Source organism: Vulgatibacter sp. (genome assembly GCF_041687135.1).
In the GTDB taxonomy this organism is placed as follows: Bacteria; Myxococcota; Myxococcia; order Myxococcales; family Vulgatibacteraceae; genus JAWLCN01.
On record NZ_JAWLCN010000004.1, the window covers coordinates 485,979 to 509,484 of the forward strand.

Genomic DNA, 23,506 nt, shown 5'->3' on the forward strand with positions numbered 1-23,506 from the left:
AAAAGCCGCGCCGGCCTCCAGGCCGACGCGGCTCGTGCGGGAGCAGGCTTCAGATGGTGCCGCGGGCCCAGGGGCCCCAGATCGCCAGGGTGATGCCAGGGCTCTGGATGTTGACGAAGAGGTAGTGCCCGCTCGGATCGAAGCAGGCGCCGCAGAACTCGCTGCTCCGGTAGTCGCCGCCGGCGACGTTCTTGCCGAGGGCGGCGAGGGCGGCGTCCTCGAGCACGACGTTGTTCTTGGCGAAGATGTAGGCCACGCCCTCGCCGTGGAGGCCGAGGAGGCGCGACCCCTCGCCGTAGGCGTCCGTCGACCTGCCGCCGTCCTCGCAGAGCACGAGGCCGCCCCGGGGGCTGACCGTGAGGTTGTCGGGGTTGTTGGCCACCGCGGCGTCGGGCGAGACGTAGATGCAGCGGAGGGTGTCGGCGCGGAGATCGTGCTCCCAGACCGCCCCCTGGCCCGCGGCGCCGGCGCTGGTGTCGACGACGTAGAGCTTGCCGTCGTGGTGCCAGATCCCCTCGCCGCGGCCCATGCGCAGGGCGCCTGCGTCGCGGGCCTGCCGGTAGGGACCGCTGAGTCCGCCGACGGTCGGGCTGTCGGGGGTGGCGATCTCGACCCACTCGAGCTCGTGCACGTCGCCGAGCTGCGGCTGGCGGATGTCGAGGTTGGTGGTGCCCCTGACCCGGGCTGCCTGGAGGCGTCCGCCGGCGGCGAGGGCGCCGGCCCGCTGCGCGGCGTCGTTGGGGAGGAAGCGGTAGTAGGCGGAGCCGCTGCTGTTGTCCTCGGTGAGGAAGGCGGCGCCGGTGCGGGGATCGAAGGCGACCGCCTCGTGCTTGAAGCGGCCCATGTCGCGGATCGGCGCGCCGGTGGTATCGAGGGGATCTGAGGTCACCTCGAAGACGTAGCCGTGCTTCTGGCCACCTGCCGGCGTGTCGTCGGCGGTGTTCTCCTCGCAGGTGAGCCAGGTGCCCCACGGGGTCACGCCGCCGGCGCAGTTGGTGCGGGTGCCGCCGAGGCTGGGCACGGTGCGCACCGGCTGCCCGACGCCCTGCGGGACGTAGAGGGTGGTGGTGCCGCCGCCGACGCGATTGCCGTTGGCGAAGGCGACGGTGTCGAACTTCGCCGGCGCGTCGATGATCGTGGGGGTCGCCGCCGCCTCGTGGTTGCGGACGAGGACGAACTCCCTGCCGCCGCGGCCCTGGCGCACCTCGATCACCCCCATGCCGTCGTGGCGGGTCGGCACCGGCTGGCCGTTCTCCATCGGATCGCCGATCCAGGAGAAGCTCTTGTACTGGAAGCCCGCGGGGAGCTGGAGGAGCGGCAGGCCCGTGGCGAGATCGGCCACCGGGGCGATGGGGCCGTAGGGGCTGGGCACCGGCCCCGCGGGCACGTCGGCCCGGGCCTGGCGGACGGAGAGGGCCTGGAGGGCCCCGGCGAAGGGAGCGGCTGCTGCCAGGGTGGCGGCGCCTTTGAGCAGGTTGCGGCGGCTGGTGTTCGTGGTCGTCATCGGTCGTCCCCTTGTGCGGTGGTGGGAGCGACCGGGAGTCGACCACCGCCGGATGGCTTCGCCGTGGCGGCGTTTTGGCGGGAGCCGGGGGAGCCGGATCCAATTGCGTGGAGACAAAAACGAAGACCCGCGCCGGATGGTGCCGGCGCGGGACTTGGGGACCGTGATGCCTTGCCGGATCAGGGGACCGGCGGCACGTCGCAGGTGCCGCTCGCACAGACGAGCGAGGGGTCGCAATCGGCGTCGGCGGTACACGCCGTACCCGCCGTGCAGTCGGAGCCAGCGCCACCCGCCATCCCCGTCACCACGAAGCGGCCGTCGCTCACCGTCTCGGTGATCGCGCGGTTGCCGTGGATCCCGGCGGCGTCGTTGGAGAGCGTGACCAGGCTGCCGGATGCAGTGGCGGTGATGCCGAAGCCAGGCGCACCGTTGATCGCGTTGGCGATCGCGGTGGCCACCTGGCCCGCGGTGGCGCCGGATACCAGCGGGACTCCGGCGTTGCGCGGCATCGTCATTCCGTTCCGGTCGAACTCGAAGGTGATCAGCTGGGAGAGGCCGTCGCCGATGGTGAAAGTGGCCCCATCTGCCAGATCCGCTGCGGCGAGCGCGGTGATCGAGCCGGTGGCGGCGGCGAGCTGGACGGCGCTGCAGCCGGCGCTGCAGCTGCCGCAGGCGAGCGTGTTCCCGTCGTCGCAGGCCTCGCCTGCATCGACGTTCCCGTCGCCACAGAACGCGCCGGTGAGCAGGAGCGTGTTGCTGCAGGTGGCGTCGCAGGTGCTGCAGCTCGCGGTGCCGTAGGGGCAGCTCGTCTCGTCCACGGTGTTGCCGTCGTCGCAGACCTCGGCGGGATGGTCCTGCATCCCGTCGCCGCAGTAGGCACCGGTGAGCTGCAGCTCGGCCGTGCACGCGGCGTCGCAGCTCGTGCAGCTCGCCACACCGTAGGGGCAGCTCGTCTCGTCGATGGTGTTGCCATCGTCGCAGGCCTCCCCGTCGCTCATCGTGCCGTCGCCGCAGAAAGCACCGGTGAGCTGCAGCTCGCTCGCGCAGGTGGCGTCGCAGGTGGTGCAGCTCGCGGTCCCGTAGGGGCAGCTCGTCTCGCTCACGGTGTTGCCGTCGTCGCAGGCCTCGCCGTCGCTCACCCTGCCGTCGCCGCAGAAGGCGCCGGTGAGCTGCAGCGGCACCTGGCAGATCGCGTCGCAGGCCATGCAGCTGGCAGTGCCGTAGGGACAGCTCGTCTCGGTGGCGGCGTTGCCGTCGTCGCAGATCTCCCCGTCGCTCACCGCCCCGTCGCCGCAGAACGCGCCGGTGAGCTGCAGCTCGGTGCTGCAGGTCGCGTCGCAGGCGGTGCAGGAGGCGACGCCGTAGGGGCAGGCCTCCTCGGTCACGGTGTTGCCGTCGTCGCAGGCCTCGGCGAGCAGGTTGCGCACGCCGTCGCCGCAGACGTTCACGGTGCAATCCCGCCTGCAGCCGTCCGCATCATCGTCGTTGCCGTCGTCGCATTCCTCGCCGGCGGCGGCGTTGACCTGGCCGTCGCCACAAAAGGCGGCGGTGCAGTCGGCGTCGCAGCTGGCGCTGGCCTCGCCGGCGTCGCACGCCTCCCCGGCATCGACGATGCCGTTGCCGCAGCTCTCGTCGGAGCGGCAGTCGGCGGCGCAGCCGTCGCCGTTCACGTTGTTGCCGTCGTCGCAGACCTCGCCCAGGCCTGCATCGACGTAGCCGTTGCCGCAGCGCTCGGTGGAGAGACAGTCGGCGCTGCAGCCGTCGCCATCGACCTCGTTGCCGTCGTCGCAGGCCTCACCCACCGCGGTGTCGACGAAACCGTTGCCGCAGAGCTCGTTCGAGCTGCAGTCGGCGCTGCAGCCGTCGCCGTCCTCGATGCCACCGTCATCGCAGCGCTCGCCTGCCGCCACGTCGACGATGCCGTTACCACAGCTCTCGTCCGACTTGCAGTCCGGGCTGCAGCCGTCACCCTCGACGACGTTGCCGTCGTCGCAGACCTCGCCGGCCTGGACGATCCCGTCGCCGCATCCAGCTGCAGGGGGCTCGCCCCTCTCCTGCTCCTCCTCCCCGCCGCAGCCGAGCGCGAGGAGCACGAGCAGCGGCGCCAAAAGGGCCCAGGTGGACAGCGATCGGACGATGGGCATCTTTTCCCCCGGGGATCGGCACGTTGTGCGCGGTTGCCGCGCCTTCTACACCGAAAGTCCCGGCAGCGTGCAGTCACCGACCTGTGGGGTGGGAGCGGGACCGACTCGACGCGGCAGCGCCGGGCGGCCACGATGGCGGCTCCCCTGCGAGGAGGATTCGATGGATGCCGTCGAGCTGGTGATCGTACCCCCGACGAAGGACCTGGGTGGCTTTCCGGTGCGCCGGGCGCTGCCGTCGATCGAGCGGCGCATGGTCGGGCCCTTCGTCTTCTTCGACGAGATGGGCCCCTCGATCCTGCGTGCGGGAACGGGCCTCGACGTGCGGCCCCACCCGCACATCGGGCTGGCCACCGTCACCTATCTCTTCGACGGCGCCATGCTCCACCGCGACAGCCTCGGCAGCGTGCAGCGGATCGAGCCGGGGGCGGTCAATTGGATGACCGCCGGCAGCGGCATCGTCCATTCCGAGCGCACGCCGCCGGAGGAACGGCTGCACGACTCGCGGCTCTTCGGGATCCAATCCTGGGTGGCGCTGCCACGGGCCCACGAGGAGAGCCCGCCCGCCTTCGCCCACCATCCCGCTGCCACGCTCCCCGAGGAGCGCGCCGACGGCGTGCACCTGCGCCTCGTCGCCGGCAATCTCGGCAGCCTCCGCGCCCCCGTCGCCGCGCTCTCCGAGCTCTTCTACGTCGATCTCGTCCTCGAGGCCGGTGCGCGCTTCGAGCTTTCGCCGGAGCACGAGGAGCGGGCGGCGTTTCCGGTGGAAGGGGCGGTGGTGATCGAGGGGCGGCGCTACGAGGCGGGGCAGCTGCTCGTCCTCCGGCCCCGCGTCCCCGTGGTGCTCGAAGCGCCGGAGGGGGCGCGGGTGATGCTCCTGGGCGGCGCCGCCCTCGACGGCCCGCGGCACATCTACTGGAACTTCGTCTCCAGCTCGAAGGAGCGGATCGAGCAGGCGAAGGAGGATTGGGTGCAGCGCCGCTTCGCCCCGGTGCCGGGGGAGGCCGAGTTCATCCCGCTCCCCGGCAGCGGCCCCGCGATCGTGCGTTATCCCTGATCTACTCCGCGCTTGCGGAAGACGACGGTGAGGTTGTTCGCCGGCATCCGGACCGTCTCCTCGTGGAGGAGGCCCAGTGCCGAGGCCCTCGCAGCCACCTCGCCGAGATCGCGCACGCCCCAGGCCGGATTGCGCCGGCGCAGATCGGCGTCGAAGGCCTCGTTGCTCGGCGCCGTATGCCTGCCGCCCTCGCGAAAGGGGCCATAGAGCACGAGCACGCCACCGGGCGGAAGGATCCGGGCTGCGCCCTGCAGCAGCCCCTCCGTCGCCTCCGGGGGCGCGATGTGGATCATGTTGATCGAGATCAGTGCGTCCGCACGGTCCACGGGCCACACCTCCGCCGCAGCGTCGAGGTGGATCGCCGGCCGCACGTTGGGCACGTCGGCGCGCCAGGCGTCGATGCTGGCGAGGAGCGCGGGGTCCCGATCGGTCGGCTGCCAGGTGAGATGGGGCAGCTGCGCCGCGAAGAAGGCGGCGTGTTCGCCGGTGCCGCTGGCGACCTCGACCACCGTCGCCGGGGCGGGAAGGAGCCGCCGCAGCACCTCGAGGATCGGCTCGCGGTTGCGCAGGGTGGCGGGGGCGTGGCGGCGCGGGCCATCGGGCTCGATGGGATCGAACATGGCTGCAACCTACCCCGTCGCCCGCGGCAAGCAAGCACCTGGCGCCGCTCCCGCCTCCCAATGGGCCTGCCGTCGTTCTGCTCGAGCACGGGCTTCTGTGTCATGCTCTTCTGCCGGGGGTATCGAGCGTGGTGCCGTCCAATGCCTTGCGCGAACGCGTGCATCGTGGCCGGTCCTGCTGCCACCCGGGGAGCCGCCGATGAACCGTTCGATCGTCCTCGTCGCCAGCCTGCTCCTCGGCGGCTGCACCGGCGTGCAGCGCTACGGCGTGCCCCGTACCCTCGCCCCGGGTGACGTCGCCCACCACGTCTCGGTGGACGTGGGTTCATTCACGCCTGCCATCGCCGTGGGCTGCGACGGAAACGGCTGCGATCGCGGCGGCACGTCGATGGCACCGGTACCCAGTTGGACGCTTCGCGCCGGCATCGATGAGGGCGTCGAGCTCGGTTTCGGCCTCGCCTTGGATCTCTCGTTGGGGCTCGACGTGAAAGTGGAGCTGCTCCGCTCCCGCTCCTTCGACCTCGCCATCGCGCCTGGCCTCACCTTCTGGGGCCATGCTGGCTACGATGTTTCCAACCAGCCCGGTCCCGCCGTGGCGGTGATGCTACCGCTCCTGGCGGGCATCAACCTGGGCGACGTCACCCTCGTCCCCGGTGGCGGCGTGGGCCTGGTCGCCGGAGGCACGGAGACGGGTCGGGTGACCTGGGCTGGCTCGTTCGCCGCCTGGTTCCGCCTGGGCGACGGCGTCGCCCTGGCCCCGGGCGTCACGCTCTTCGGCGCGCCTCCCGACGAAGCTGCTCCACGGCTGGTGGGTGGCCTCGGCCTCGTGCTCGGCGACCTGCCCAGCTACGGCGAGAACACGCCCGCTCCGCCCTGAAGCCAGCGGTCCATTTCGCCCGACGGTGCGTAGCTTCCCTCCAGGGGCGAGAGATGCGCGCGTTGATCGTCGTCGACATCCAGAACGATTTCCTGCCCGGCGGGGCCCTTGCCGTCCCCCACGCCGACGAGGTCGTTCCCGTGATCAACCGGCTGCTCCCCTGCTTCGAGCTGGTGGTGGCGACGAAGGACTGGCACCCGCGGGCCCACGGCAGCTTTGCCACCGCGCATCCCGGGAAGAAGCCGGGCGACCGCGTCGATCTCTACGGGATCGAGCAGGTGCTCTGGCCCCCGCACTGCGTGCAGGAGAGCCGGGGCGCGGCGTTCGCGCCGGGGCTCGACACCTCCCATTTCGCGGCGACCTTCTACAAGGGCGTCGACCCCACGGTCGACAGCTACAGCGCCTTCTTCGACAACGCCCGGCGGCGCTCGACCGGCCTCGACCTCTACCTCGAGGAGCACGGCGTCCGGCACATCCACCTGGCAGGCCTGGCCACCGACTATTGCGTGCGGGCCACCGCCGCCCATGGACTCGAGCTCGGCCTCGACGTCACGGTGATCGAGGACGCCTGCCGCGGCATCGATCTCGAGCCCGGCGACTCGCAGCGGACCCTCGACGATCTCCAGGCGGCCGGCGTCCACGTCGTGCGGAGCGAGGCGCTCCTCGGCGCCGCTGCAACGGGACCTCTCGCATGAGCTGCGGCGCGCTCTTCACCGACCACTACGAGCTCACCATGTCGGCCGCCTATCTGGCGGAGGGCAGAACCGGCGAGGCAGTCTTCGAGCTCTTCTTCCGCAAGCTCCCGCCCACCCGCAGCTACGCGGTGGCGGCGGGGATCGAGGACGCCCTCGATTTCCTCGAGCGTTTCCGCTTCCGCTCCGAGGAGGTCGACTGGCTCAGGTCCCGGGGGATCTTCGACGAGGGCTTCCTCGAGAGGCTCCACGGGATCCGCTTCACCGGCGATGTCCAAGCGCTGCCGGAGGGCACGATCGTCTTCGAGAACGAACCGATTCTGCAGGTGGTGGCGCCGATCGTCGAGGCGCAGCTGGTGGAGACCTTCCTCATCAACCAGATCCACATGCAGACGGTGATCGCCAGCAAGGCAGCCCGGGTGGTGGAGGCGGCGCAGGGCCGCACCGTGATCGACTTCGGCTGCAGACGCGCCCACGGCCTCGACGCCGGGCTCCACCTCGCCCGCTGCTCCTACCTCGTTGGCGCCACAGGCACCTCGCTGCTCGAGGCCGGGATGCGCTACGGCATTCCGACCTTCGGGACCATGGCCCACAGCTACATCCAGGCCCACGACGACGAGAGCCGGGCCTTCGAGGTCTTCGCCGGCATCTTCCCCGGCACCACGATCCTCGTGGACACCTACGACACGCTGGAGGGCGTGCGGAAGGTGGTGGAGCTCCTGCGCAAGCCCGCCTGCGCCGAGCACGTGCAGGCGATCCGGATCGACTCGGGGGATCTGGCGGAATCCGCCCGGGCAGCCCGCGCCATCCTCGACGAGGCGGGCTGCGGCCACGTACGGATCTTCGTCTCCTCCGACCTCGACGAGTTCGCCGTGGCGCGGCTCGTCGCCTCCGGCGCCCCCGTCGACGGCTTCGGGGTGGGGACACGGATGGCCACCTCCGCCGACGCCCCCACCCTCGACGTCGCCTACAAGCTGGTCGCCTACGACGGACGGGGCCGCACCAAGCTCTCCTCGTCCAAGGTGATCCACCCGGGCCGCAAGCAGGTCTTCCGACAGGCCGAAGGGGCTGTGCTCCGGCGCGACGTGATCGGCCGCCACGACGAGGCGATCGAGGGCGAGCCGCTCCTCGTGCCGATGATGCGGGGCGGCCGCCGCCTCGCGCCGCGCGAGCCGCTGGCCACCGCCAGGGAGCGCGCGGCGCGGGGGCGTCGCAGCCTGCCGCCGGCGTTGCGAGCGGTGGAGACGAAGGCCCACCACCCGGTCTCCTTCAGCGCGGGACTCGAGGCGGACCTCGAGGCGGTGCGCGCCGCGCTCGTGCGCCGCCATTAGTGCGACGGCGGCTGGACCTCGCTCTCCTCTTCCAGCGCCGCGGCGATCTGCAGCTGCTCGCGGGTGGGGCGCTTCACGTGGTCCTCGTCGCAGATCGGCGCGATGCGCTCCGCGAGGCGGAGAAAGCCGGTGAGCTCCCGCTCGAGGCGGGCCTGCAACGCCCGGTCGGCGATCCGCCCCTGTGCGTCGAAGGCCTTGTCCGCGTGGGCCAGCGCGAACATGTCGGGAAAGACCAGCGCCCCGCAGGCTTCGAAGGGCACCCGGGTCTGCCACAGGCCGCGGATCCCGCCCATCGGCGAGGGCGAAGCGGCGAGGAGGTAGACGCTCTTGCCCCGCCACGGCATCGGCCGGAAGCGCGAGACCCAGTCGATGGCGTTCTTGAGCGGGCCGGCGATCGAGTAGTTGTACTCCGGGCAGGCGAGCACCAGCGCCTCCGCCTGCCGCACCCGCATGCAGAGTTCCACCGCCCCTGGCGGCGGCCCCGGCGAGGCGTCCACGTCGCCGTCGTAGATCGGCATCTCGAACTCGGCGAAGTCGGCGCGATCGACGTCGGCACCTGCGCGCCGGAGGACGTCGGCAGCCAGGCTGGCGAGCCGGGCGTTGAGGGAGTCGCGGCGCAGCGAGGCGCCGAAGCAGAGGATGCGCATGGAGAGACGGTGGCCTCGCGCCGCGCCGCCTGCAGCGTGCTGCCGATGGCCCGCTTGCCTCGAAGCGCCGAGTCGTGCGAGCTACCGCGCCGGGCGGGGAGGCGGAGCAGTCGTGGCGACGATCGAGCAGCACACGGGCGAGGAGCGCCAGGGGGCGGAGGATGCGCCCCACGTCCTCGTCGCCTGCGCCGCCCCCGAAGCCCTCGCCCTCTTCGCCGAGCTCGATCGCAACCGGGTCATCCGCGCCCATCCCGCGAAGGACGAGGCGGAGGCGCTCGCCATCGCCCGCCGCTTCGAGCTGGGCGCCGCCGTCGTCGACCTCGAGCTCGGCCCCTCGGCCTTCGACCTCGCCGGCGTCGCCTTCCTCGGCAGGGATGCAGGCGTCGCCGCGCGCCTGGCCGCTGCACAGGCAGGCGCCTCGCTCTTCCTGGTGAAACCGCTCGACCGGGCCTACCTCCGCAGCGCCATCCGCCAGCTCGTGGCGGGCCCCGGGTTGGAGCGCCCCCGCGTCCTGGTCCTCGAGGCGAATCGGAGCTTCTCCGCGGAGCTCGTTCGGCAGCTCGGGGAGGCGGGGATGGACGCGGTGGCGATCGACGATCCCTCCTCCCTCCTCGAATCGCTCGAGGAGCACCGGCCCGCCCTGCTCCTCGCCGGCGTCGCCCTGCCCGGCCCCAGCGGCCTCGATCTCTGCAGGATGCTGCGCCTTGCGCCGCGGTGGCAGGACCTGCCGATCCTGCTGCTCGCAGCGGAGAGCCCGCCCGCCCGCCTCGGCGAGGCCCGCCGCCCTCGCCCTCCTCGACATCGATCACTTCAAGCGCGTGAACGACGAGCACGGGCACCTCGTCGGCGACGGCGTGCTCCTTCGCTTCGGCCACCTGCTCACCGCCAGCTTCCGGGTGGAGGATCTGCGGGGACGTTGGGGCGGCGAGGAGTTCCTGGTGGCCTTTCCCGGCGAGACCGCCGCAGCCACCGAGGGGATCCTGGCGCGCCTCCTCGGCGCGTTCCAGGCGATCCCCTTCACCGGCGAGCAGGGTGCGACCTTCCACTGCACCTTCAGCGGCGGCGTCGCCGCCTATCCCGAAGACGGCGACACGCCCGAGGCGCTCCTCCGCATCGCCGACGAGCGGCTCTATGCGGCGAAGGAGGCGGGGCGCAGCCGAATCTGCAGCACGCCGCCCTGAAGCTTTCTTAAAGCGCCATCCGGGTGGCTGATCCGCCCCGGCGCCACGTGGTAGCTCGCGGCATGCGTTCGATCGGAAGAGCGATGCTGGTGCTGGCCCTCGCGGGCTGCGGGGGTGGTGGCGAGGAGCCGGCGGATTGCCCCTGCGCAGGCGAGGCCGCCTGCGCGTGCGACGGCGGTGGCGGTGGCGAGACACCGGGTGCGTGCGAGCGCGAGCCCGAAGGTCGCTCGGAGGCGGTCTGCCAGGCCTGGAGCTGTGCCCGCGGACGGGAGGGCCGGGTCGCGTGGAGCGGCTCGGTCGCCGCCTGCGATCCCGGTGATGACGACGCGAATCGCGCAGCGGCGCTGCAGCTCGTCAACGCCTACCGACTCGTCGCCGATCTGCCGGCGCTGGTCACCGACCCGGCCCTCGACGCGAAGGCGCAGGCCTGCGCGCTGCTCCAGGACGCGAACGACGTGCTCGAGCATTTCCCCGACGAGAGCGCCGCCTGTTATAGCGCCGCAGGGCGCGAGGCGTCGGGCAAGAGCAACCTCGCCTCGAACGAAGGGGTGATGGGGATCCACCTCCACATGTTCGACGCCGGCGAGCACAACGCCGCTGCCCTCGGCCACCGGCGCTGGATCCTCTCGCCGCCCCTCGAGGCGACGGGGCTCGGCACCACCGACGGCTATTCGTGCATGTGGATCATGCACCCCTTCCAGAACGACACCGCCGCCTTCGTCGCCTGGCCGCCACCCGGTCCCGTCCCCGCGGAGGCGGTGCAGGGTGTCCACCCCGGCATCGGCAGCCTCGACGCGATCGGCTGGTCGATCCAGAGCAACACCATCGACCTCTCTGCTGCCAGCGCCACCGTCACCGAGGACGGCGTGGAACGCCCGGTGCAAACGCTGCCCCTCGAGAACAACTACGGCAGCCGCCAGGCGATCAAGATCGTGCCCGACGGCTGGCGCACCGCCGTGGGCCCGACCTACCGGGTGGAGCTCGCCGGCACGAGCGCCCCGGTTGCCTACGAATTCCACCTCGTCGACTGCGGGCCATCTGCCGGCGGCTGAAGCGCGGCGAGCTTGCGGGTGGCGGCGATGGCGTGGATGGCGCGGATCCTGTCGGTGTCGTCCACCTCGCAGCGGATCACCAGCAGCGGCGCATGGGGCGGCGGCGCATCGGGCCAGCGCGCAACCAGCGCCGGCATGCCGTTCAGCACCCGCGGCTCCATCGCGTAGGGAAGCGCCATCTTCGCCAGCCCCAGGTAGAAGCGGGCCACGGGATCGCGGCCCACCACCGGCAGCCGCGCCGCGACGAAGTCGCCACCGCCGTCGTTCACCAGCACCGCGTCCTCGGCGAGGGCGGCCGCCGCTGCAGCCCCGTCGCCGCTGCGCACCGCTGCGAGGAAGCGCTGCAGCGCGGCGAGCTGCCGCGCCCCGAGGCCGGCACGGGTCGGGCGGCCGCGGTCATAGGCCGCCATCGCCCTGCGGGCCCGGTGCAGCGTCGTCTTCACGTCCGCCTCCGAAATGGAGAGGACCTCCGCCGTCTCCCGCACCGCGTGGTCGAAGACGTCGCGCAGGAGGAGCACCGCCCGCTGCTTGGGAGAGAGGGCCTCCAGCGCGAGGAGGAAGGCGAAAGTGCAGCTCTCCAGGACCTCGTAGCGATCGCCGGCACAGGGCCCGAGGGCCTCGGTCTCGATCGGTCCCGGCAGCCACGGGCCCACGTAGCCCTCGCGCCTGCGGCGGCGGAGCAGATCCCGCCCCAGGTTCACCGCCACCCTGGTGAGCCAGGGACGGAGCGGCGCCTCGAGATCCGGCGGGGGATCGGCCAGCAGCCTGCCGAAGGTCTCCTGCACCAGATCCTCCGCGTCGGCAGGCGATCCGGTGAGCCGATACAGGAGCGCCCGGAGGAAGGGCTCGTGCGCCCGGAAGGCGGCAGCTGCTGGTGGGGAAAGGTTCACGACGCGCGGCGCTCCCTGGCGAGCGATCCGGCGAGCGCCGCTGCTGCTGCGGCGGCGCTGGAGAAGCTCGCATCCGAGAGCATGCCCTCTGGCCCCACCCAATCGCCAGCGAGGCGGAGGTTCTCGATCCCCGCCACCTCGCCGGCGGGCCTGCCGGCGGCGCCGCCCTGCGCCGCGAGGGGCAGGCCGTGGCTCACCACGATCCGCGGCAGGAAGCGCCGCTCCACCACGTGGTCCCGCCAGCCTGGCTGCAGGCGATCGAGGGCGAGTTCGAGCCCGGCCTCGTCGCCCTGCTCCTCGCCGAGGAGGTAGCGCGCCACGTGCACCACCGCCCCGCCCTCGGGCGCGAGGCGGGCGCTGGCGTGGACGCCGACGTAGAGGGGCGCGTCGATGCCGAGGGCAAAGAGGCGCGAGGGTTCGGGGAGGCGAGCGAGGCCGAGGTCGAGGCAGGCGGCGTGGACCGGCGTCGGCGCGGGCCAGCGGGCGCCGCCGAGGAGCGCCGCTGCGGCAGCGGGTCCGGTGGCGATCACGGCGGCGTCGAAGGGCAACCGGGTGCCGTCGGCGAGGCGGAGGGCGCGGACCCGTCCCTCGTGCTCCACCGCCTCCACCCTGCAGCCGGCGACGAGGCGCACCCCTGCCGCCTCCGCCTTCGCCGCGAGGCGGTCCACCAGGGCCTGCCAGCCGCCGTCGAGGTAGCGGAGGTTGCCCCTGGTGGCGATCTGGAGCTGGCGGATCGCCGCCCCCGCCGAGAGCCGCTCCGCGTCGGCGGCGTAGGTGGAGAGGCGGAAGATCGCAGCGAGCAGCGCCCGCACCTCCCCCTGCACCGGCAGGGCGGCGAGGAAGCCGGCGAGCGATTCGCCGTCGTGCGCCGCGGCCCTGCGCCAGAGCAGTGCGGAGAGGGTCCGCGAGAGCTCCCATTTGCCGCCCCAGCCGAGGAGCGGGGTGGAGAGGAGGCTGCCGAAGCCCGCAGGCAGCGGCACCAGCTCACCGCCGCGCAGGGCGAGGGGCGCCTTCGGCGGCGGGCCGCCGGGGAGCTCGACCCCGAGCCTGCGGAGGAGCCGCGCCCCGGGCCCACCGAGGTAGAGGGCGTGGGCCCCGAAGTTGAGGGAGAAGCCGTGCGCCAGCGTCGAAGCGGCGCGGCCTCCGGGCTGCGGTGCCCGCTCGAAGAGGGTGACCGCGGCGCCCTCCCTGGCGAGGAGGGTGGCTGCGGTGAGGCCGGCGAGGCCTCCCCCGACGACGGCGATCTGCGGCGGCATGGGATTCTCCGGAAAAAACGAGGGTCCACCGCCTCCACGTCCGGGGCCGCGGAAAGGTTACGGCAGGTTTGTCCCCCGACAACCCGGCGTGCATGATGGCGCCCATGTTTCGGACGTCGATCGGAGTGGGGGCCCTCCTCGTCGCCGCTGCAGCGTGCGGCGGAAGCGAGGAGAAGGAGACCGGCAAGGACCCGCAGCAGGAGCTGCCCTATTGCGAGCGGGCGCTCGACGATCGCAAAGCGGCGGTGTGCCAGGCCTGGAATTGCGCCAGGGAGGCGGAGGTGGCGCCAGCCTGGACCGGCGACGCCGCCAGCTGCGAGCCGGGGGACGATCCCGACGTGCGCGCCGCCTCGGTGGTCCTCACCAACGCCTACCGCTTCGTCGCCGGCCTCGAGCCGGTGGAGGCGGATCCCGCCCTCGACGAGAAGGCGCAGCAGTGCGCGGTGCTGATGCACGCCAACCGCTCCTTGAGCCACGAGCCGCCCGAGAGCTGGGCCTGCTTCGACCCGGTGGCGCGCCAGGCTGCGAGCAACTCGAACATCGCCACCGCCGACGGCTACGAGGCGGTGCACCTCTACATGGCCGATTCGGGCGCCTCGAACTCGAGGTCGCTGGGGCACCGCCGCTGGATCCTCTCGCCGCCGCTCGAGCAGATCGGCGTCGGCACCACCGACCAGTTCTCGTGCATGTGGGTGGTCCATCCCTTCGAGGTGGACGAGGCGCCCTTCGTGGCCTGGCCGCCGCCCGGGAAGGTCCCGGTGGAGATGATCCACGGGGCCACCCCCTGGAGCGGCAACGTCGACAGCATCGGCTGGTCGATCCAGAGCAACCGGATCGATCTCGCCGGGGTGGGCGTGGTGGTCCGCGAGGACGGGGTCGAGCGCCCGGTGACGCTGCACCCCCTGCTCGCCCGCTACGGCAGCCGCTACGCCCTGCGCATCGTCCCGGACGGCTGGGGCACCACCGTGGGCAGGACCTACTCGGTCGAGGTGACGGGGGCCTCGGAGCCCATCTCCTACAGCTTCGAGCTGGTCGATTGCGCGATGCGCCGCGTCGCGCCTTGACAGCTGTAACACACCGTTACAGTGTGCCGCCCGAGTCCCACCCGCGCCCACGGCGCGACGTGAAGAAGGAGCAGCACATGGTCGACACGACCCTCGAGAATCCCCTTGGCACCGACGGCTTCGAGTTCGTCGAGTTCACCTCGCCCGAGCCGGAGAAGATGGCCCGCACCTTCGAGCTGCTGGGCTTCACCGCGTTCGCGAAGCACCCGACCAAGGACGTGATCCGCTACAAGCAGGGCGACATCAACGTTCTGCTCAACCGCGAGACCACCGGCCAGGCTGCCCGTTTCCGCGCCGACCACGGCCCCTCCGCCAACGGCATGGCCTTCCGGGTCAAGGCCGCGAAGAAGGCCTTCGAGCTGGCGATCGAGCGGGGCGCGAAGCCCACCGACGCTGCCCCCGGCGCCCTCGGCGTAGGCTCCTACGTCCTCGAGGGCATCGGCGGCTCGCTCCTCTATCTCGTCGACCAGTACGGCGAGAAGGGCTCGGTCTACGATTCGTGGGAGCAGATCCCCGGCGCTGCGGAGGCCGAGGCGAAGAACAGCATGGGCCTCCAGCTGCTCGACCACCTCACCCACAACGTGCGCCGCGGGCAGATGCGGACCTGGTCGAGCTTCTACAACCAGGTCTTCAACTTCACCGAGCAGAAGTACTTCGACATCAAGGGCAAGGCCACCGGCCTCTTCTCCCAGGCGATGATCGCGCCGGATCGCATGATCCGCATCCCGCTCAACGAGAGCCAGGACGACAAGTCGCAGATCGAGGAGTACCTCCGGCAGTACAACGGCGAAGGCATCCAGCACCTCGCCTTTACCACGCCGGACATCTACGCCACCGTCGAGAAGATGAAGGCCAACGGGGTGGTCTTCCAGGACACCATCGAGACCTACTACGAGCTCGTCGACAAGCGCGTCCCGGGCCACGGTGAGGATCTCGCGCGGATGAAGAAGAACCGCATCCTCATCGACGGCAGCGAGGAGGAGGGCCTGCTCCTCCAGATCTTCACCGAGAACCTCTTCGGGCCGATCTTCTTCGAGATCATCCAGCGCAAGGGGAACGAGGGCTTCGGCAACGGCAACTTCCAGGCCCTCTTCGAGTCGATCGAGCTCGACCAGATCCGCCGCGGCGTGATCAAGGTCGAGGGCTGATCCGCCGCCGGATGTCCGAGACGACCGTTCGCGAGAGAGTCTGGCAGACGCCTGCAGGCGTGCGGCTCTGCCTGCTCTCCGATCTCGCCGATCCCGGGGCGCGCAATTTCGTGCTCCAGATCGGCGAGGCCTTCTTCCACGGCTTCGTCGTCCGCAGGGGCGAGGTGGTCCATGGCTACGTGGACCGCTGCCCACACGCGGGGCTGCCGCTCTCGCGAAAGCTCGACGACTACCTCACCGAGAAGAAGGACCTGATCAGCTGCGTCTGGCACGGCGCCCTCTTCCGCATCGACGACGGTGCGTGTGTGGGCGGGCCGTGCAGCGGCGCCAGCCTCACGCCGTGGCCCGTCCGCGTGGACGACGGCTGGGTGAAGACCGCGTGAAGCTCCAGGCCCCCGAGAGCGCCGTCGCGCAGGACGTGCTCGACGAGCTGCTGGGCTACGCGCTGCGAAGGGCGCAGCTCGCGGTCTACGACGATTTCGCCGACGCGCTGGGGAGCGTCACGCCGCAGCGCTTCGCGGCGCTGGTGATCGTCGGCGCCAACCCCGGGCTCAGCCAGACCGCGCTGGGCGAGACGCTGCAGATCGCCCGCTCGGGATCGATGCTGCTCGTCGACTGGCTGGAAGAGGAGGGGCTGGTGGAGCGCCGCGCCCGCCCGGGCGATCGCCGCGCCAACTGCCTCCACCTCACCGCCGCGGGAGAGGAGGCGCTCCGCTCCTGGCGGGACCGGGCCCTCGAGCACGACCGCCGGATCTCCTGCCACATGAGCGACGAGGAGCGCGCGCAGCTCCACGCGCTGCTGCGCAAGCTCGCCGCGCGGTAGCGGCGCTCCCGGTCACCGTGCGCGCACGCTCTCGCGCACGTCGTAGAGCGACTCCTGGCTCACGGTGATCAGGCCGCGGCGGGGGCGGTCGAGATCGAGGATGACGAAGACGATCGCAGCGACGAGCAGCGAGAGGATGAGCGTCGCGGCGAGGTGGCGCTTCCGGGCGAGGCCGAAGCTGTAGCCCACGGCGCCGATCGCCGCGAGGGCGACGACGAGGAGGAGCAGGACCACCGCGTCGGGTACGCGGGCGTGGAGCGCCACCAGCCGCTCCTCCTCGAGATCGATCACCTCGTTCAGGGAGGCGAGCAGCAGGGCGCGGATCGGGTCGGGATGCTCCCGCGCCTGCTCCACGGCGAGGCGCCAGAAATCCGCCTCGATGGCCAGGGCCTCGTCCACCGCTTCCGCGATGGCCCCCTCGTTCGCGCCTGCCTCGTAATAGCCGAGCCGTGCGTCGACGTAGCGGCGGAGCAATTCCTGCAGCCCGCTCCGCGCCGGCTCGTCGAGGACCATCGCCCGCAGCCAGGCGGTGCCGATGGCGTCGGCCTCCTCGACCACCAGCTCCCGGCGCTGGTCGTAGCGCGCCGACGACATGGCGAAGGTGAAGGCGAGGAGCAGGCCGAGGAGGCCGAGGAGCGCCGCCTGCAGGGTGGCGACCTGGCTGCGGAGCTCCTCGCTCGGGTGGGTGCGACCGGCGCGGCGGTAGGCCCCTTCCGCCGCCCCGACCAGGAGCCCGAGGAAGACGAGCGCGATCAGCGTGTGGTCGACGCCGTTGAGGAGAGACAAAGGGGCCCCCGCACCGGGGCCGGCCTCGGAACCGGCATCCCCGCACCGCGTTAGCTCTGCACGGCGCGTCCGGGGTGCAACCGGGCGCGGGATCAGCTCACCGCGGCCCGCCCCGCTTCGGCCCGGCGCAGGGTGAGGATGGTCACCTCGGTGGGCACGCCGACGCGCCAGGGGAGCCAGTGGCCCGTGCCGCCGGAGACGTAGAGGTGGCTCTCCCCCTTGCGGTAGCGGCCCAGCATGTAGTCGTAGGCGAAGCGGAAGAGCGGGAAGCCGAGGAAGGCGACCTGGCCGCCGTGGGTGTGGCCGGCCAGGGTGAGCGCCGCGCCCCGCTTCGCCGCGTGGGGAAAGAAGTCGGGGTGGTGGGTGAGGCAGAGCACCGGATCACCTGCCGGCACCTGCGCCCAGGCGCGCTCGGCCATGGTGGCCATCTTCGCGTCGCGCTCCTCCTTCGGCAGGCGGTGTTTGCCGCGGCGCCCGGCGCCGATCGGGTAGTCGACGCCCACCACCTGCAGGGCGGTGCCGCGGTGATCGATGCGCACGCTCTCGTCGACGAGCAGCTTCAGCCGGCCATTGGGCGCCCGCCGCTGGTAGCCCGCGATCACCTCCGCCCTGCCCCGCCAGATCTCGTGGTTGCCGAGGATGCAGAGCATGCCATGGGGCGCGTCGTTCGCCTCCATGGCGTCGAGGGTGGCCTCGAATTGCGCGAGATCGTCGATGAGATCGCCGGTCATCACCTGCAGATCGCAACGCGCCTCGTTCATCGCCGCCACCGCCTCGTGGAGAAAGTCGGGATCGACGAAGTCGCCGATGTGCACGTCGGTGATCTGGCCAATGCGGAATCCGTCGAGCGCCTCGGGCAGGCCGGCGACACGGATCTCCTCGTGGCGCACGGTGAAGGGCCCGAGCCCCGCGATGCTGCCGCCGCCACCGGTGGCCAGCGCCGCAGCCGGCACCGCCGCCCCGCCGAGGAAGCGGCGGCGCTCGAGATCCACCGGCTTCTCCCGCAGCTTCTCGAGGCGCGGGCGGAGGAGGGCCCAGGGCCCGCCGATGAAGACGCAGGCGAGGGTGGTGATGGTCCACGAGCTGGCGATCACCTGCACGGCTGCGCCCAGATCACCGGTCTGGCCGTGCCCCTGCGCACGCACCCAGAGCCACGCGCCGTGGATCCCCAGCACGAAGAGCCAATAGGGGACAACCTGCCGCCAGCCGCGCAGCAGCCTGGGCGAGAGCGCGCGGACGACGAGGAAGGAGACGAGGCTGAAGACGAGCGAGAGGAGGATGACGCGTGTGATCATGGGGGCGGCTTTCCTGCGGGCGGACCTGGCGGCCCCCCAACAACCGGGCGGCTTCTCGATTCCTGCCCGGATGCGCCAGGCGCCCCCCTGTCGCGCCAGACGAAGCTCCCGTGGTAGGCAGGGGCATGCTCCGCACGCCCATCGCCCGTCTCCGCCTCGTCGGCCTCCTCGAAGGCGTCTCCTTCCTCGTCCTCCTCGGCATCGCCATGCCGCTCAAATACCTGGCCGGCATGCCGGAGGCGGTGAAGGTGGTGGGCTGGGCCCACGGCGCGCTCTTCGTGCTCTACGTCGCCGCGGCGATGCAGGCGACGCTGGCCCACCGCTGGAGCGTCGGCCGCCTGCTCGCCCTGCTCGCTGCCTCGGTGCTCCCCTTCGGCCCCTTCGTCATCGACCGCCGCCTCGCCCGGGAGGCAGACACCGGCATCGCCCCGCAGGCCTGACACCCGGGGCGCCGCTGGCCGCCTGCCCGGCGGAGCGCTACTCGGGCCAGATCATGACTGCCGCCACGACGTCGAATAGCGCCAGGCACACGAGGAGCAGCTGCACCGCGCGGTAGACCTTTGGTAGCTCGAATCCTCCTCCACCCTGCGCCGCGAGCGGGTGCTTCTCCCCTCGCATGCCGGGCGTCGTCAGGAGACCGAGGCCCTGGTCGAGAATTCCCAACCGGCGTTCGAGCTCGCGAAAGCCGTCTCGTGCGTTCCGGTAGTGCTCGTGGCTGCGCTCGACCACGAGCGAACCAAGCACCGCGGTGAAAGCAGCCAATACCAGCACCGCAGCGAGAAGCCCGCCGGGGCCCGCCCCTCTTCCTCCCTCACTGCGGGGCTCCTGCCAGCGTCTTCCATGCGAAGCGGAAGACCTGTTCGAACGTCGGTGTGAACTGGCGGCTGCCACACGCCAACTCACGCTGCAGATCGCTCAACGGCACGAGATCCACCGCAGCGAAATCACTCGGATTCGGATGCAGGCTCCCCTCGTCGATCGCGCCGAGGAAGACACCGATGAACTTCGTTGCGGCGCCGTCGCGCATCGAAGTCGTGCCGAGATGGCGCAAAGGCAATTCGGCGATCCCGAGCTCCTCGGCGACCTTCCGCCGCGCGGCGCTCTCGTAGCTCTCGCCGGCCTGCACGTAACCCGCGACGGACGATCCCCACTGCAGCGCGTGGCGATCGTGCTCTGCGGCGATCTGCTGCAGAAGAAGTCTTCCGAACCGATCGCGGAGCAGAACGTGAACGACACGGAAGCCTGCTGCCACGTCGAGCGCGCGCTTCCTCTTCGTCGTTCCGATGACCCGATCCGCTTCGTCGACGCGGTCGAGTTCCATGTCTCCGCGGTTCGGCATGGCGCCACCCCAATTGGCGAACAATCCCGGGATCCTACCCACTCGACAGGCGATTGACCACTCTCGCTTCTGGAAGCATCAATTCGCTCCGCCCCATAGACTCCGACAGATCCCCAACCAGGAGCGAAATGATGATCAGGTCGCGCGCAGCCGTAGCGTGGGAGGCGAAGCAGCCTCTCGAAGTAATCGAGGTGGAGGTCCAGGAGCCGCAGGCCGGCGAGGTGCTGGTGCGCAACGTCGCCACCGGCGTCTGCCACACCGACGCCTATACGCTCTCCGGCGCCGATCCCGAGGGGCTCTTCCCATCGATCCTCGGCCACGAGGGCGCCGGCGTCGTCGAGGCGGTGGGCGAAGGCGTGACCTCGGTGCAGCCGGGTGATCACGTGATCCCGCTCTACACGCCGGAGTGCCGCCGCTGCAAATTCTGCCTCTCCGGCAAGACCAACCTCTGCCAGGCGATCCGCGCCACCCAGGGCCAGGGCCTGATGCCCGACGGCACCAGCCGCTTCTCCGCGAACGGCAAGATGCTCCACCACTACATGGGCACCTCCACCTTCTCCGAGTACACGGTGCTCCCGGAGATCTCGGTGGCGAAGATCCGCAAGGACGCGCCGCTGGAGAAGGTCTGCCTGCTCGGCTGCGGCGTCACCACCGGCATCGGCGCCGTCCTCAACACGGCGAAGGTGCAGCCCGGCGAGACGGTGGCGATCTTCGGCCTCGGCGGCATCGGCCTCTCGGCAATCATCGGCGCGCAGATGGCGAAGGCCGGCCGGATCATCGGCATCGATTTGAACCCTGCGAAATTCGAGATCGCCAGGCAGCTCGGCGCTACCGACGTGGTCGACCCGAAGGACTTCGGCAAACCGATCCAGCAGGTGATCGTCGAGATGACCGACGGCGGCGTGGATCACTCCTTCGAGTGCATCGGCAACGTGCAGGTGATGCGGGCGGCGCTCGAGTGCGCGCACAAGGGCTGGGGCCAGTCGGTGATCATCGGCGTCGCCGGCGCCGGGCAGGAGATCTGCACCCGCCCCTTCCAGCTGGTCACCGGCCGCATCTGGAAGGGCTCGGCCTTCGGCGGCGTGAAGGGCCGCACCGAGCTGCCGGGCTACGTCGATTGGTCGATGGAGGGGAAGATCCCCCTCGACACCTTCATCACCCACACCATGCCGCTGGAGCGGATCAACGAGGCCTTCGATCTGATGCACGAGGGCAAGAGCATCCGCTCGGTGATCCACTTCGGAGCGAAGGCGTGAAGCGCATCGCGAGCAACAAGGCCTTCGGCGGCCTGCAGCTCCGCTACCAGCACACCTCGACGACCCTCGGCTGCGAGATGATCTGCGGCGTCTACCTGCCGCCGCAGGCCCTCGCAGGCGAAAAGGTGCCGGTGCTCTACTGGCTCTCGGGGCTCACCTGCACCGACGAGAACTTCGTGCAGAAGGCCGGCGCCCAGCGCATGGCGGCGGAGCTGGGGATCGCGTTGGTGGCCCCGGACACCAGCCCCCGCGGCCCCGACGTGCCCGGTGATCCGGAGGGAGCCTGGGACTTCGGCCTCGGCGCCGGCTTCTACGTCGACGCGACGCAGGAGCCCTGGGCCCGGCACTACCGGATGCACGACTACGTGGTGCACGAGCTCCCGCAGCTGGTCGAGGCGGAGCTGCCCTTCTCGGGAAGGCGCGGGATCTCCGGCCACTCGATGGGCGGCCACGGCGCGCTCGTCTGCGCGCTCCGCAATCCGGGCCGCTACCAGTCGCTCTCCGCCTTCGCCCCCATCACCAACCCGACCGAGTCGGCGTGGGGGCAGAAGGCCTTCTCCCGCTTCTTCGGCGAGGATCGGGAGGCGTGGGCCGGCTGGGATGCCACGCGGCTGATCGGCAGCGCGCGGGAGCGGCTGCCGATCCTCGTCGATCAGGGTGACGCCGACGGCTTCCTCGACAAGCTGCAGCCCGATCATCTCGAACGGGCGGCGCAGGCAGCGGGCCATCCGCTCGAGCTGCGGATGCAGCCCGGCTACGACCACAGCTATTTCTTCGTGGCGACCTTCATCGAAGATCACCTGCGCCACCACGCCCGGGCGCTCTTCTAGCGAACGGTCTCCGCCAGCAGCCGCCGCAGATCCTCGAGGGCCTTCTCCTGGAACGGGGTGAGCGGCAGCTGCATGGCGGTGCCGGTGGTCTCCTCGTTCTCCCAGACGTCGGCGGTGCCGAAGAGCTGCTGCGCGTAGGCAGGATGGCCTTCGAAGTCGATGGTCGGCGACGCCTGGGCGCAGCCCGTGTCGAGCTCGCCTTCCGGTGCGCCGAAGAAGTTGGCGACGAGCTCCATGCCGCAGGTCATGCGCGCGTGGTTCGGCGACATCGGCGAGTTGAAGATCACGCCGTGGCCGGCGAGGGGCACCGAGACGAAGTGCTGGCTCTCGTTCTGGAACGTCTCCTCGACCCCCGCGAGGCCGGCCAGCGTGGTCTGGCCGTCGAGATCGCCGTTGAGCAGGAGGATCGGGGTCTCGGTCCGCGACCAGTCCATCAGCTCCGGGGCGGTCTCGTAGAAGGGCCAGGGCCAGATCTCGCGCTGCTCGAGGCGACCCAGTAGCGCGCCCGACTGCAGCGGCAGCGCGGCGATCTCCGCCTCCGCGGCGGCGCGGTCGAGGCCCTCGGGCCAGAACTCCGAGAAGATCACGTTGTTGCCGAGGTAGATCGAGGAGTGGTCGCCGGAGAGGTCGAAGCGGCCGATCCCGAAGAGCTGGCGGGTCAGGGTCTGCAGCGCCGCCACGTCCTCGGCGTTGCAGCGATCGGCGCGGTAGGCGGCGGCGAGGCCGATCGGCGCGATCTCCCTGCTGCCGACGGTGTAGAGCGCCAGCGCCTCGAGAATCCGCCGGTTGTTCGGGTAGCCGCCGTAGAAGTCGGCGCAGTGGCCCTGCTCGAAGCGGGCGAGCACGTCCATCAGCTTCGCCCAGGGATCGGCGCCCAACTTCGAAGCGCAGAAGGCGTCGGCGGCGCAGAGCTCGTAGACGTGCTCCGCCACCCCGACGAAGTTGCGATCCATGCGCACGTCGCAGCCGCTCGCCGGGCAGACCGAGTCGAGGATCGCCGCGTCCGCCTGATCCGGGAAGAGGGTCAGGTAGCGGTTGAGCATGAAGGTGCCGTACGAGGTGCCGAAGAGGTAGACCCTCTCGCCGGGCTGCCGGATCCGCTCGATGGTGGTGCCGATGTCCCGGGCGGCGGCGCTGGTGTTGAAGTGCGCGAGCCCCTCGCCCCACTGCTCGAGGAGGGCGTTGCCACAGGAGGGACGGTAGGTGTCGCCGTCCTGGCCCTCGCAGCCGAGCCACGCGGAATAGCCGTTCCCGCGGTAGTCGGGGATGTAGATGTCGTAGCCCGGGACGAGCTCCTGGAAGTAGGGCGCGTAGTTGTTGAAGGCCCAGCCGGCGGCGCCCGGACCACCCTGGAGGAGCCAGAGCTGGCCCTTCGACTCGGCTGCGGCGGTGCGGATCCGGCGGACGAAGAACTCGATCCGCTCCCCCTCGGGCGCCTCCCAATCGAGCGGCACGTCGACGAGGGTGCACTCGCCCTCGCCGCTCGGGCAGGCGCCCCAGACGATCGGCTCCGCGACCGGCCCGCCACCCCCGCTGCCGCCAGCGCCGCCGCTCCCTCCGTTGCCACCAGGGGCGAGGTCGTTGCGGTCAGTGGAATCGCTCTCCCCGCAGGCGGCGAGGAGAAGCGTGGCAAGAAGCAAGGCGGGTACTGCGCGCATCGGATACCTCCAGGGTTCCCGTAGGACCCCCCGGGCGGCATTCGACCCCTTTGTCGACC

The 23,506-nt window shown here is 71.2% G+C and carries 25 protein-coding genes and 1 pseudogene; 15 read left to right on the forward strand and 11 right to left on the reverse strand.

Annotated elements, in window-relative coordinates; all coding sequences use genetic code 11:
- Positions 1 to 49 precede the first annotated feature (49 nt).
- Both ACESMR_RS13165 and ACESMR_RS13170 read right to left on the reverse strand, forming a co-directional pair.
- Positions 50 to 1,504, reverse strand: a complete 1,455-nt coding sequence (locus ACESMR_RS13165) for a PhoX family protein (protein ID WP_373047540.1) — start codon at positions 1,502 to 1,504, stop codon at positions 50 to 52.
- A 179-nt stretch (positions 1,505 to 1,683) separates the two neighbouring features.
- A complete protein-coding gene (locus ACESMR_RS13170) occupies positions 1,684 to 3,648 on the reverse strand; it encodes a DUF4215 domain-containing protein (protein WP_373047541.1) in 1,965 nt (654 codons plus the stop codon).
- A 160-nt stretch (positions 3,649 to 3,808) separates the two neighbouring features.
- On the opposite strand from ACESMR_RS13170, the gene ACESMR_RS13175 reads away from it, so the two are divergent.
- The gene (locus ACESMR_RS13175) at positions 3,809 to 4,702 is read left to right on the forward strand and encodes a pirin family protein (RefSeq protein ID WP_373047542.1); all 894 of its coding nucleotides are present in this window, start codon (positions 3,809 to 3,811) and stop codon (positions 4,700 to 4,702) included.
- Here the strand turns inward: ACESMR_RS13175 and ACESMR_RS13180 are convergent.
- A complete protein-coding gene (locus ACESMR_RS13180) occupies positions 4,693 to 5,322 on the reverse strand; it encodes a DUF938 domain-containing protein (RefSeq protein ID WP_373047543.1) in 630 nt (209 codons plus the stop codon). The genes ACESMR_RS13175 and ACESMR_RS13180 overlap by 10 nt on opposite strands.
- A 199-nt stretch (positions 5,323 to 5,521) precedes the next feature.
- On the opposite strand from ACESMR_RS13180, the gene ACESMR_RS13185 reads away from it, so the two are divergent.
- From ACESMR_RS13185 to ACESMR_RS13195, 3 genes are read left to right on the forward strand one after another with little or no spacing between them, the layout of a single operon-like run.
- Complete coding sequence (locus tag ACESMR_RS13185) at positions 5,522 to 6,199, forward strand: hypothetical protein (protein WP_373047544.1); 678 nt, start codon at positions 5,522 to 5,524, stop codon at positions 6,197 to 6,199.
- A gap of 53 nt (positions 6,200 to 6,252) precedes the next feature.
- Positions 6,253 to 6,894 (forward strand): bifunctional nicotinamidase/pyrazinamidase, encoded by a 642-nt coding sequence (pncA, locus tag ACESMR_RS13190; RefSeq protein ID WP_373047545.1) that lies wholly within the window; start codon positions 6,253 to 6,255, stop codon positions 6,892 to 6,894.
- Positions 6,891 to 8,222, forward strand: a complete 1,332-nt coding sequence (locus ACESMR_RS13195) for a nicotinate phosphoribosyltransferase (RefSeq protein WP_373047546.1) — start codon at positions 6,891 to 6,893, stop codon at positions 8,220 to 8,222. Before pncA ends, ACESMR_RS13195 begins: the two co-directional genes overlap by 4 nt.
- Here the strand turns inward: ACESMR_RS13195 and ACESMR_RS13200 are convergent.
- A complete protein-coding gene (locus ACESMR_RS13200; protein WP_373047547.1) occupies positions 8,219 to 8,869 on the reverse strand; it encodes an NADPH-dependent FMN reductase in 651 nt (216 codons plus the stop codon). The genes ACESMR_RS13195 and ACESMR_RS13200 overlap by 4 nt on opposite strands.
- On the opposite strand from ACESMR_RS13200, the pseudogene ACESMR_RS13205 reads away from it, so the two are divergent.
- From ACESMR_RS13205 to ACESMR_RS13215, 3 genes and pseudogenes are all read left to right on the forward strand, one after another.
- A pseudogene (locus tag ACESMR_RS13205) lies at positions 8,868 to 9,569 on the forward strand (hypothetical protein); the annotation flags it as partial. The gene ACESMR_RS13200 and the pseudogene ACESMR_RS13205 sit on opposite strands and share 2 nt — an antisense overlap.
- Positions 9,570 to 9,573: 4 nt before the next feature.
- The gene (locus tag ACESMR_RS13210) at positions 9,574 to 10,050 is read left to right on the forward strand and encodes a GGDEF domain-containing protein (protein WP_373047548.1); all 477 of its coding nucleotides are present in this window, start codon (positions 9,574 to 9,576) and stop codon (positions 10,048 to 10,050) included.
- A 62-nt stretch (positions 10,051 to 10,112) separates the two neighbouring features.
- Positions 10,113 to 11,102: a CAP domain-containing protein gene (locus ACESMR_RS13215; RefSeq protein WP_373047549.1), complete on the forward strand. Its 990-nt coding sequence runs from the start codon at positions 10,113 to 10,115 to the stop codon at positions 11,100 to 11,102.
- On the opposite strand, the gene ACESMR_RS13220 is transcribed toward ACESMR_RS13215, so the two are convergent.
- On the reverse strand, positions 11,057 to 11,992 hold the full coding sequence (locus ACESMR_RS13220; RefSeq protein WP_373047550.1) for a sigma-70 family RNA polymerase sigma factor: 936 nt from the start codon (positions 11,990 to 11,992) through the stop codon (positions 11,057 to 11,059). The two genes, ACESMR_RS13215 and ACESMR_RS13220, sit on opposite strands and share 46 nt — an antisense overlap.
- A complete protein-coding gene (locus ACESMR_RS13225) occupies positions 11,989 to 13,248 on the reverse strand; it encodes a phytoene desaturase family protein (protein WP_373047551.1) in 1,260 nt (419 codons plus the stop codon). Before ACESMR_RS13225 ends, ACESMR_RS13220 begins: the two co-directional genes overlap by 4 nt.
- A gap of 104 nt (positions 13,249 to 13,352) precedes the next feature.
- Here ACESMR_RS13225 and ACESMR_RS13230 point away from each other — a divergent pair, with 104 nt between their 5' ends.
- The 4 genes from ACESMR_RS13230 to ACESMR_RS13245 all read left to right on the forward strand — a co-directional run bounded on the left by ACESMR_RS13230 (position 13,353) and on the right by ACESMR_RS13245 (position 16,283).
- Positions 13,353 to 14,312, forward strand: a complete 960-nt coding sequence (locus ACESMR_RS13230) for a CAP domain-containing protein (RefSeq protein ID WP_373047552.1) — start codon at positions 13,353 to 13,355, stop codon at positions 14,310 to 14,312.
- 77 nt (positions 14,313 to 14,389) lie between these two features.
- Positions 14,390 to 15,460, forward strand: a complete 1,071-nt coding sequence (gene hppD, locus ACESMR_RS13235; RefSeq protein WP_373047553.1) for a 4-hydroxyphenylpyruvate dioxygenase — start codon at positions 14,390 to 14,392, stop codon at positions 15,458 to 15,460.
- Positions 15,461 to 15,471: 11 nt separating this feature from the next.
- Positions 15,472 to 15,843 (forward strand): Rieske (2Fe-2S) protein, encoded by a 372-nt coding sequence (locus ACESMR_RS13240; RefSeq protein WP_373047554.1) that lies wholly within the window; start codon positions 15,472 to 15,474, stop codon positions 15,841 to 15,843.
- Positions 15,840 to 16,283 carry a MarR family winged helix-turn-helix transcriptional regulator gene (locus ACESMR_RS13245; protein WP_373047555.1) on the forward strand — a complete coding sequence of 148 codons (444 nt, stop codon included), beginning with the start codon at positions 15,840 to 15,842 and terminating at the stop codon, positions 16,281 to 16,283. The genes ACESMR_RS13240 and ACESMR_RS13245 overlap by 4 nt, the downstream gene beginning before the upstream one ends.
- A 12-nt stretch (positions 16,284 to 16,295) precedes the next feature.
- Here ACESMR_RS13245 and ACESMR_RS13250 read toward each other — a convergent pair whose 3' ends face one another.
- Together ACESMR_RS13250 and ACESMR_RS13255 are read right to left on the reverse strand one after the other, a co-directional pair.
- Positions 16,296 to 17,069: a hypothetical protein gene (locus ACESMR_RS13250; RefSeq protein WP_373047556.1), complete on the reverse strand. Its 774-nt coding sequence runs from the start codon at positions 17,067 to 17,069 to the stop codon at positions 16,296 to 16,298.
- A gap of 92 nt (positions 17,070 to 17,161) precedes the next feature.
- A complete protein-coding gene (locus ACESMR_RS13255; RefSeq protein WP_373047557.1) occupies positions 17,162 to 18,364 on the reverse strand; it encodes a metallophosphoesterase in 1,203 nt (400 codons plus the stop codon).
- 125 nt (positions 18,365 to 18,489) lie between these two features.
- Between ACESMR_RS13255 and ACESMR_RS13260 the strand changes: the two genes are divergently transcribed.
- Complete coding sequence (locus ACESMR_RS13260; RefSeq protein ID WP_373047558.1) at positions 18,490 to 18,804, forward strand: DUF3817 domain-containing protein; 315 nt, start codon at positions 18,490 to 18,492, stop codon at positions 18,802 to 18,804.
- A gap of 37 nt (positions 18,805 to 18,841) precedes the next feature.
- On the opposite strand, the gene ACESMR_RS13265 is transcribed toward ACESMR_RS13260, so the two are convergent.
- On the reverse strand, positions 18,842 to 19,135 hold the full coding sequence (locus ACESMR_RS13265) for a hypothetical protein (protein ID WP_373047559.1): 294 nt from the start codon (positions 19,133 to 19,135) through the stop codon (positions 18,842 to 18,844).
- A 40-nt stretch (positions 19,136 to 19,175) separates the two neighbouring features.
- Positions 19,176 to 19,616: an NUDIX domain-containing protein gene (locus tag ACESMR_RS13270; RefSeq protein ID WP_373047643.1), complete on the reverse strand. Its 441-nt coding sequence runs from the start codon at positions 19,614 to 19,616 to the stop codon at positions 19,176 to 19,178.
- On the opposite strand from ACESMR_RS13270, the gene ACESMR_RS13275 reads away from it, so the two are divergent.
- From ACESMR_RS13275 to fghA, 3 genes are all read left to right on the forward strand, one after another.
- On the forward strand, positions 19,524 to 19,760 hold the full coding sequence (locus ACESMR_RS13275) for a hypothetical protein (RefSeq protein WP_373047647.1): 237 nt from the start codon (positions 19,524 to 19,526) through the stop codon (positions 19,758 to 19,760). The genes ACESMR_RS13270 and ACESMR_RS13275 overlap by 93 nt on opposite strands.
- Positions 19,761 to 19,834: 74 nt before the next feature.
- A complete protein-coding gene (locus tag ACESMR_RS13280) occupies positions 19,835 to 20,959 on the forward strand; it encodes an S-(hydroxymethyl)glutathione dehydrogenase/class III alcohol dehydrogenase (protein ID WP_373047560.1) in 1,125 nt (374 codons plus the stop codon).
- The gene (fghA, locus tag ACESMR_RS13285; RefSeq protein ID WP_373047561.1) at positions 20,956 to 21,789 is read left to right on the forward strand and encodes an S-formylglutathione hydrolase; all 834 of its coding nucleotides are present in this window, start codon (positions 20,956 to 20,958) and stop codon (positions 21,787 to 21,789) included. Before ACESMR_RS13280 ends, fghA begins: the two co-directional genes overlap by 4 nt.
- Here the strand turns inward: fghA and ACESMR_RS13290 are convergent.
- Positions 21,786 to 23,447, reverse strand: a complete 1,662-nt coding sequence (locus ACESMR_RS13290) for an alpha/beta hydrolase (RefSeq protein WP_373047562.1) — start codon at positions 23,445 to 23,447, stop codon at positions 21,786 to 21,788. The two genes, fghA and ACESMR_RS13290, sit on opposite strands and share 4 nt — an antisense overlap.
- Positions 23,448 to 23,506 lie beyond the last annotated feature (59 nt).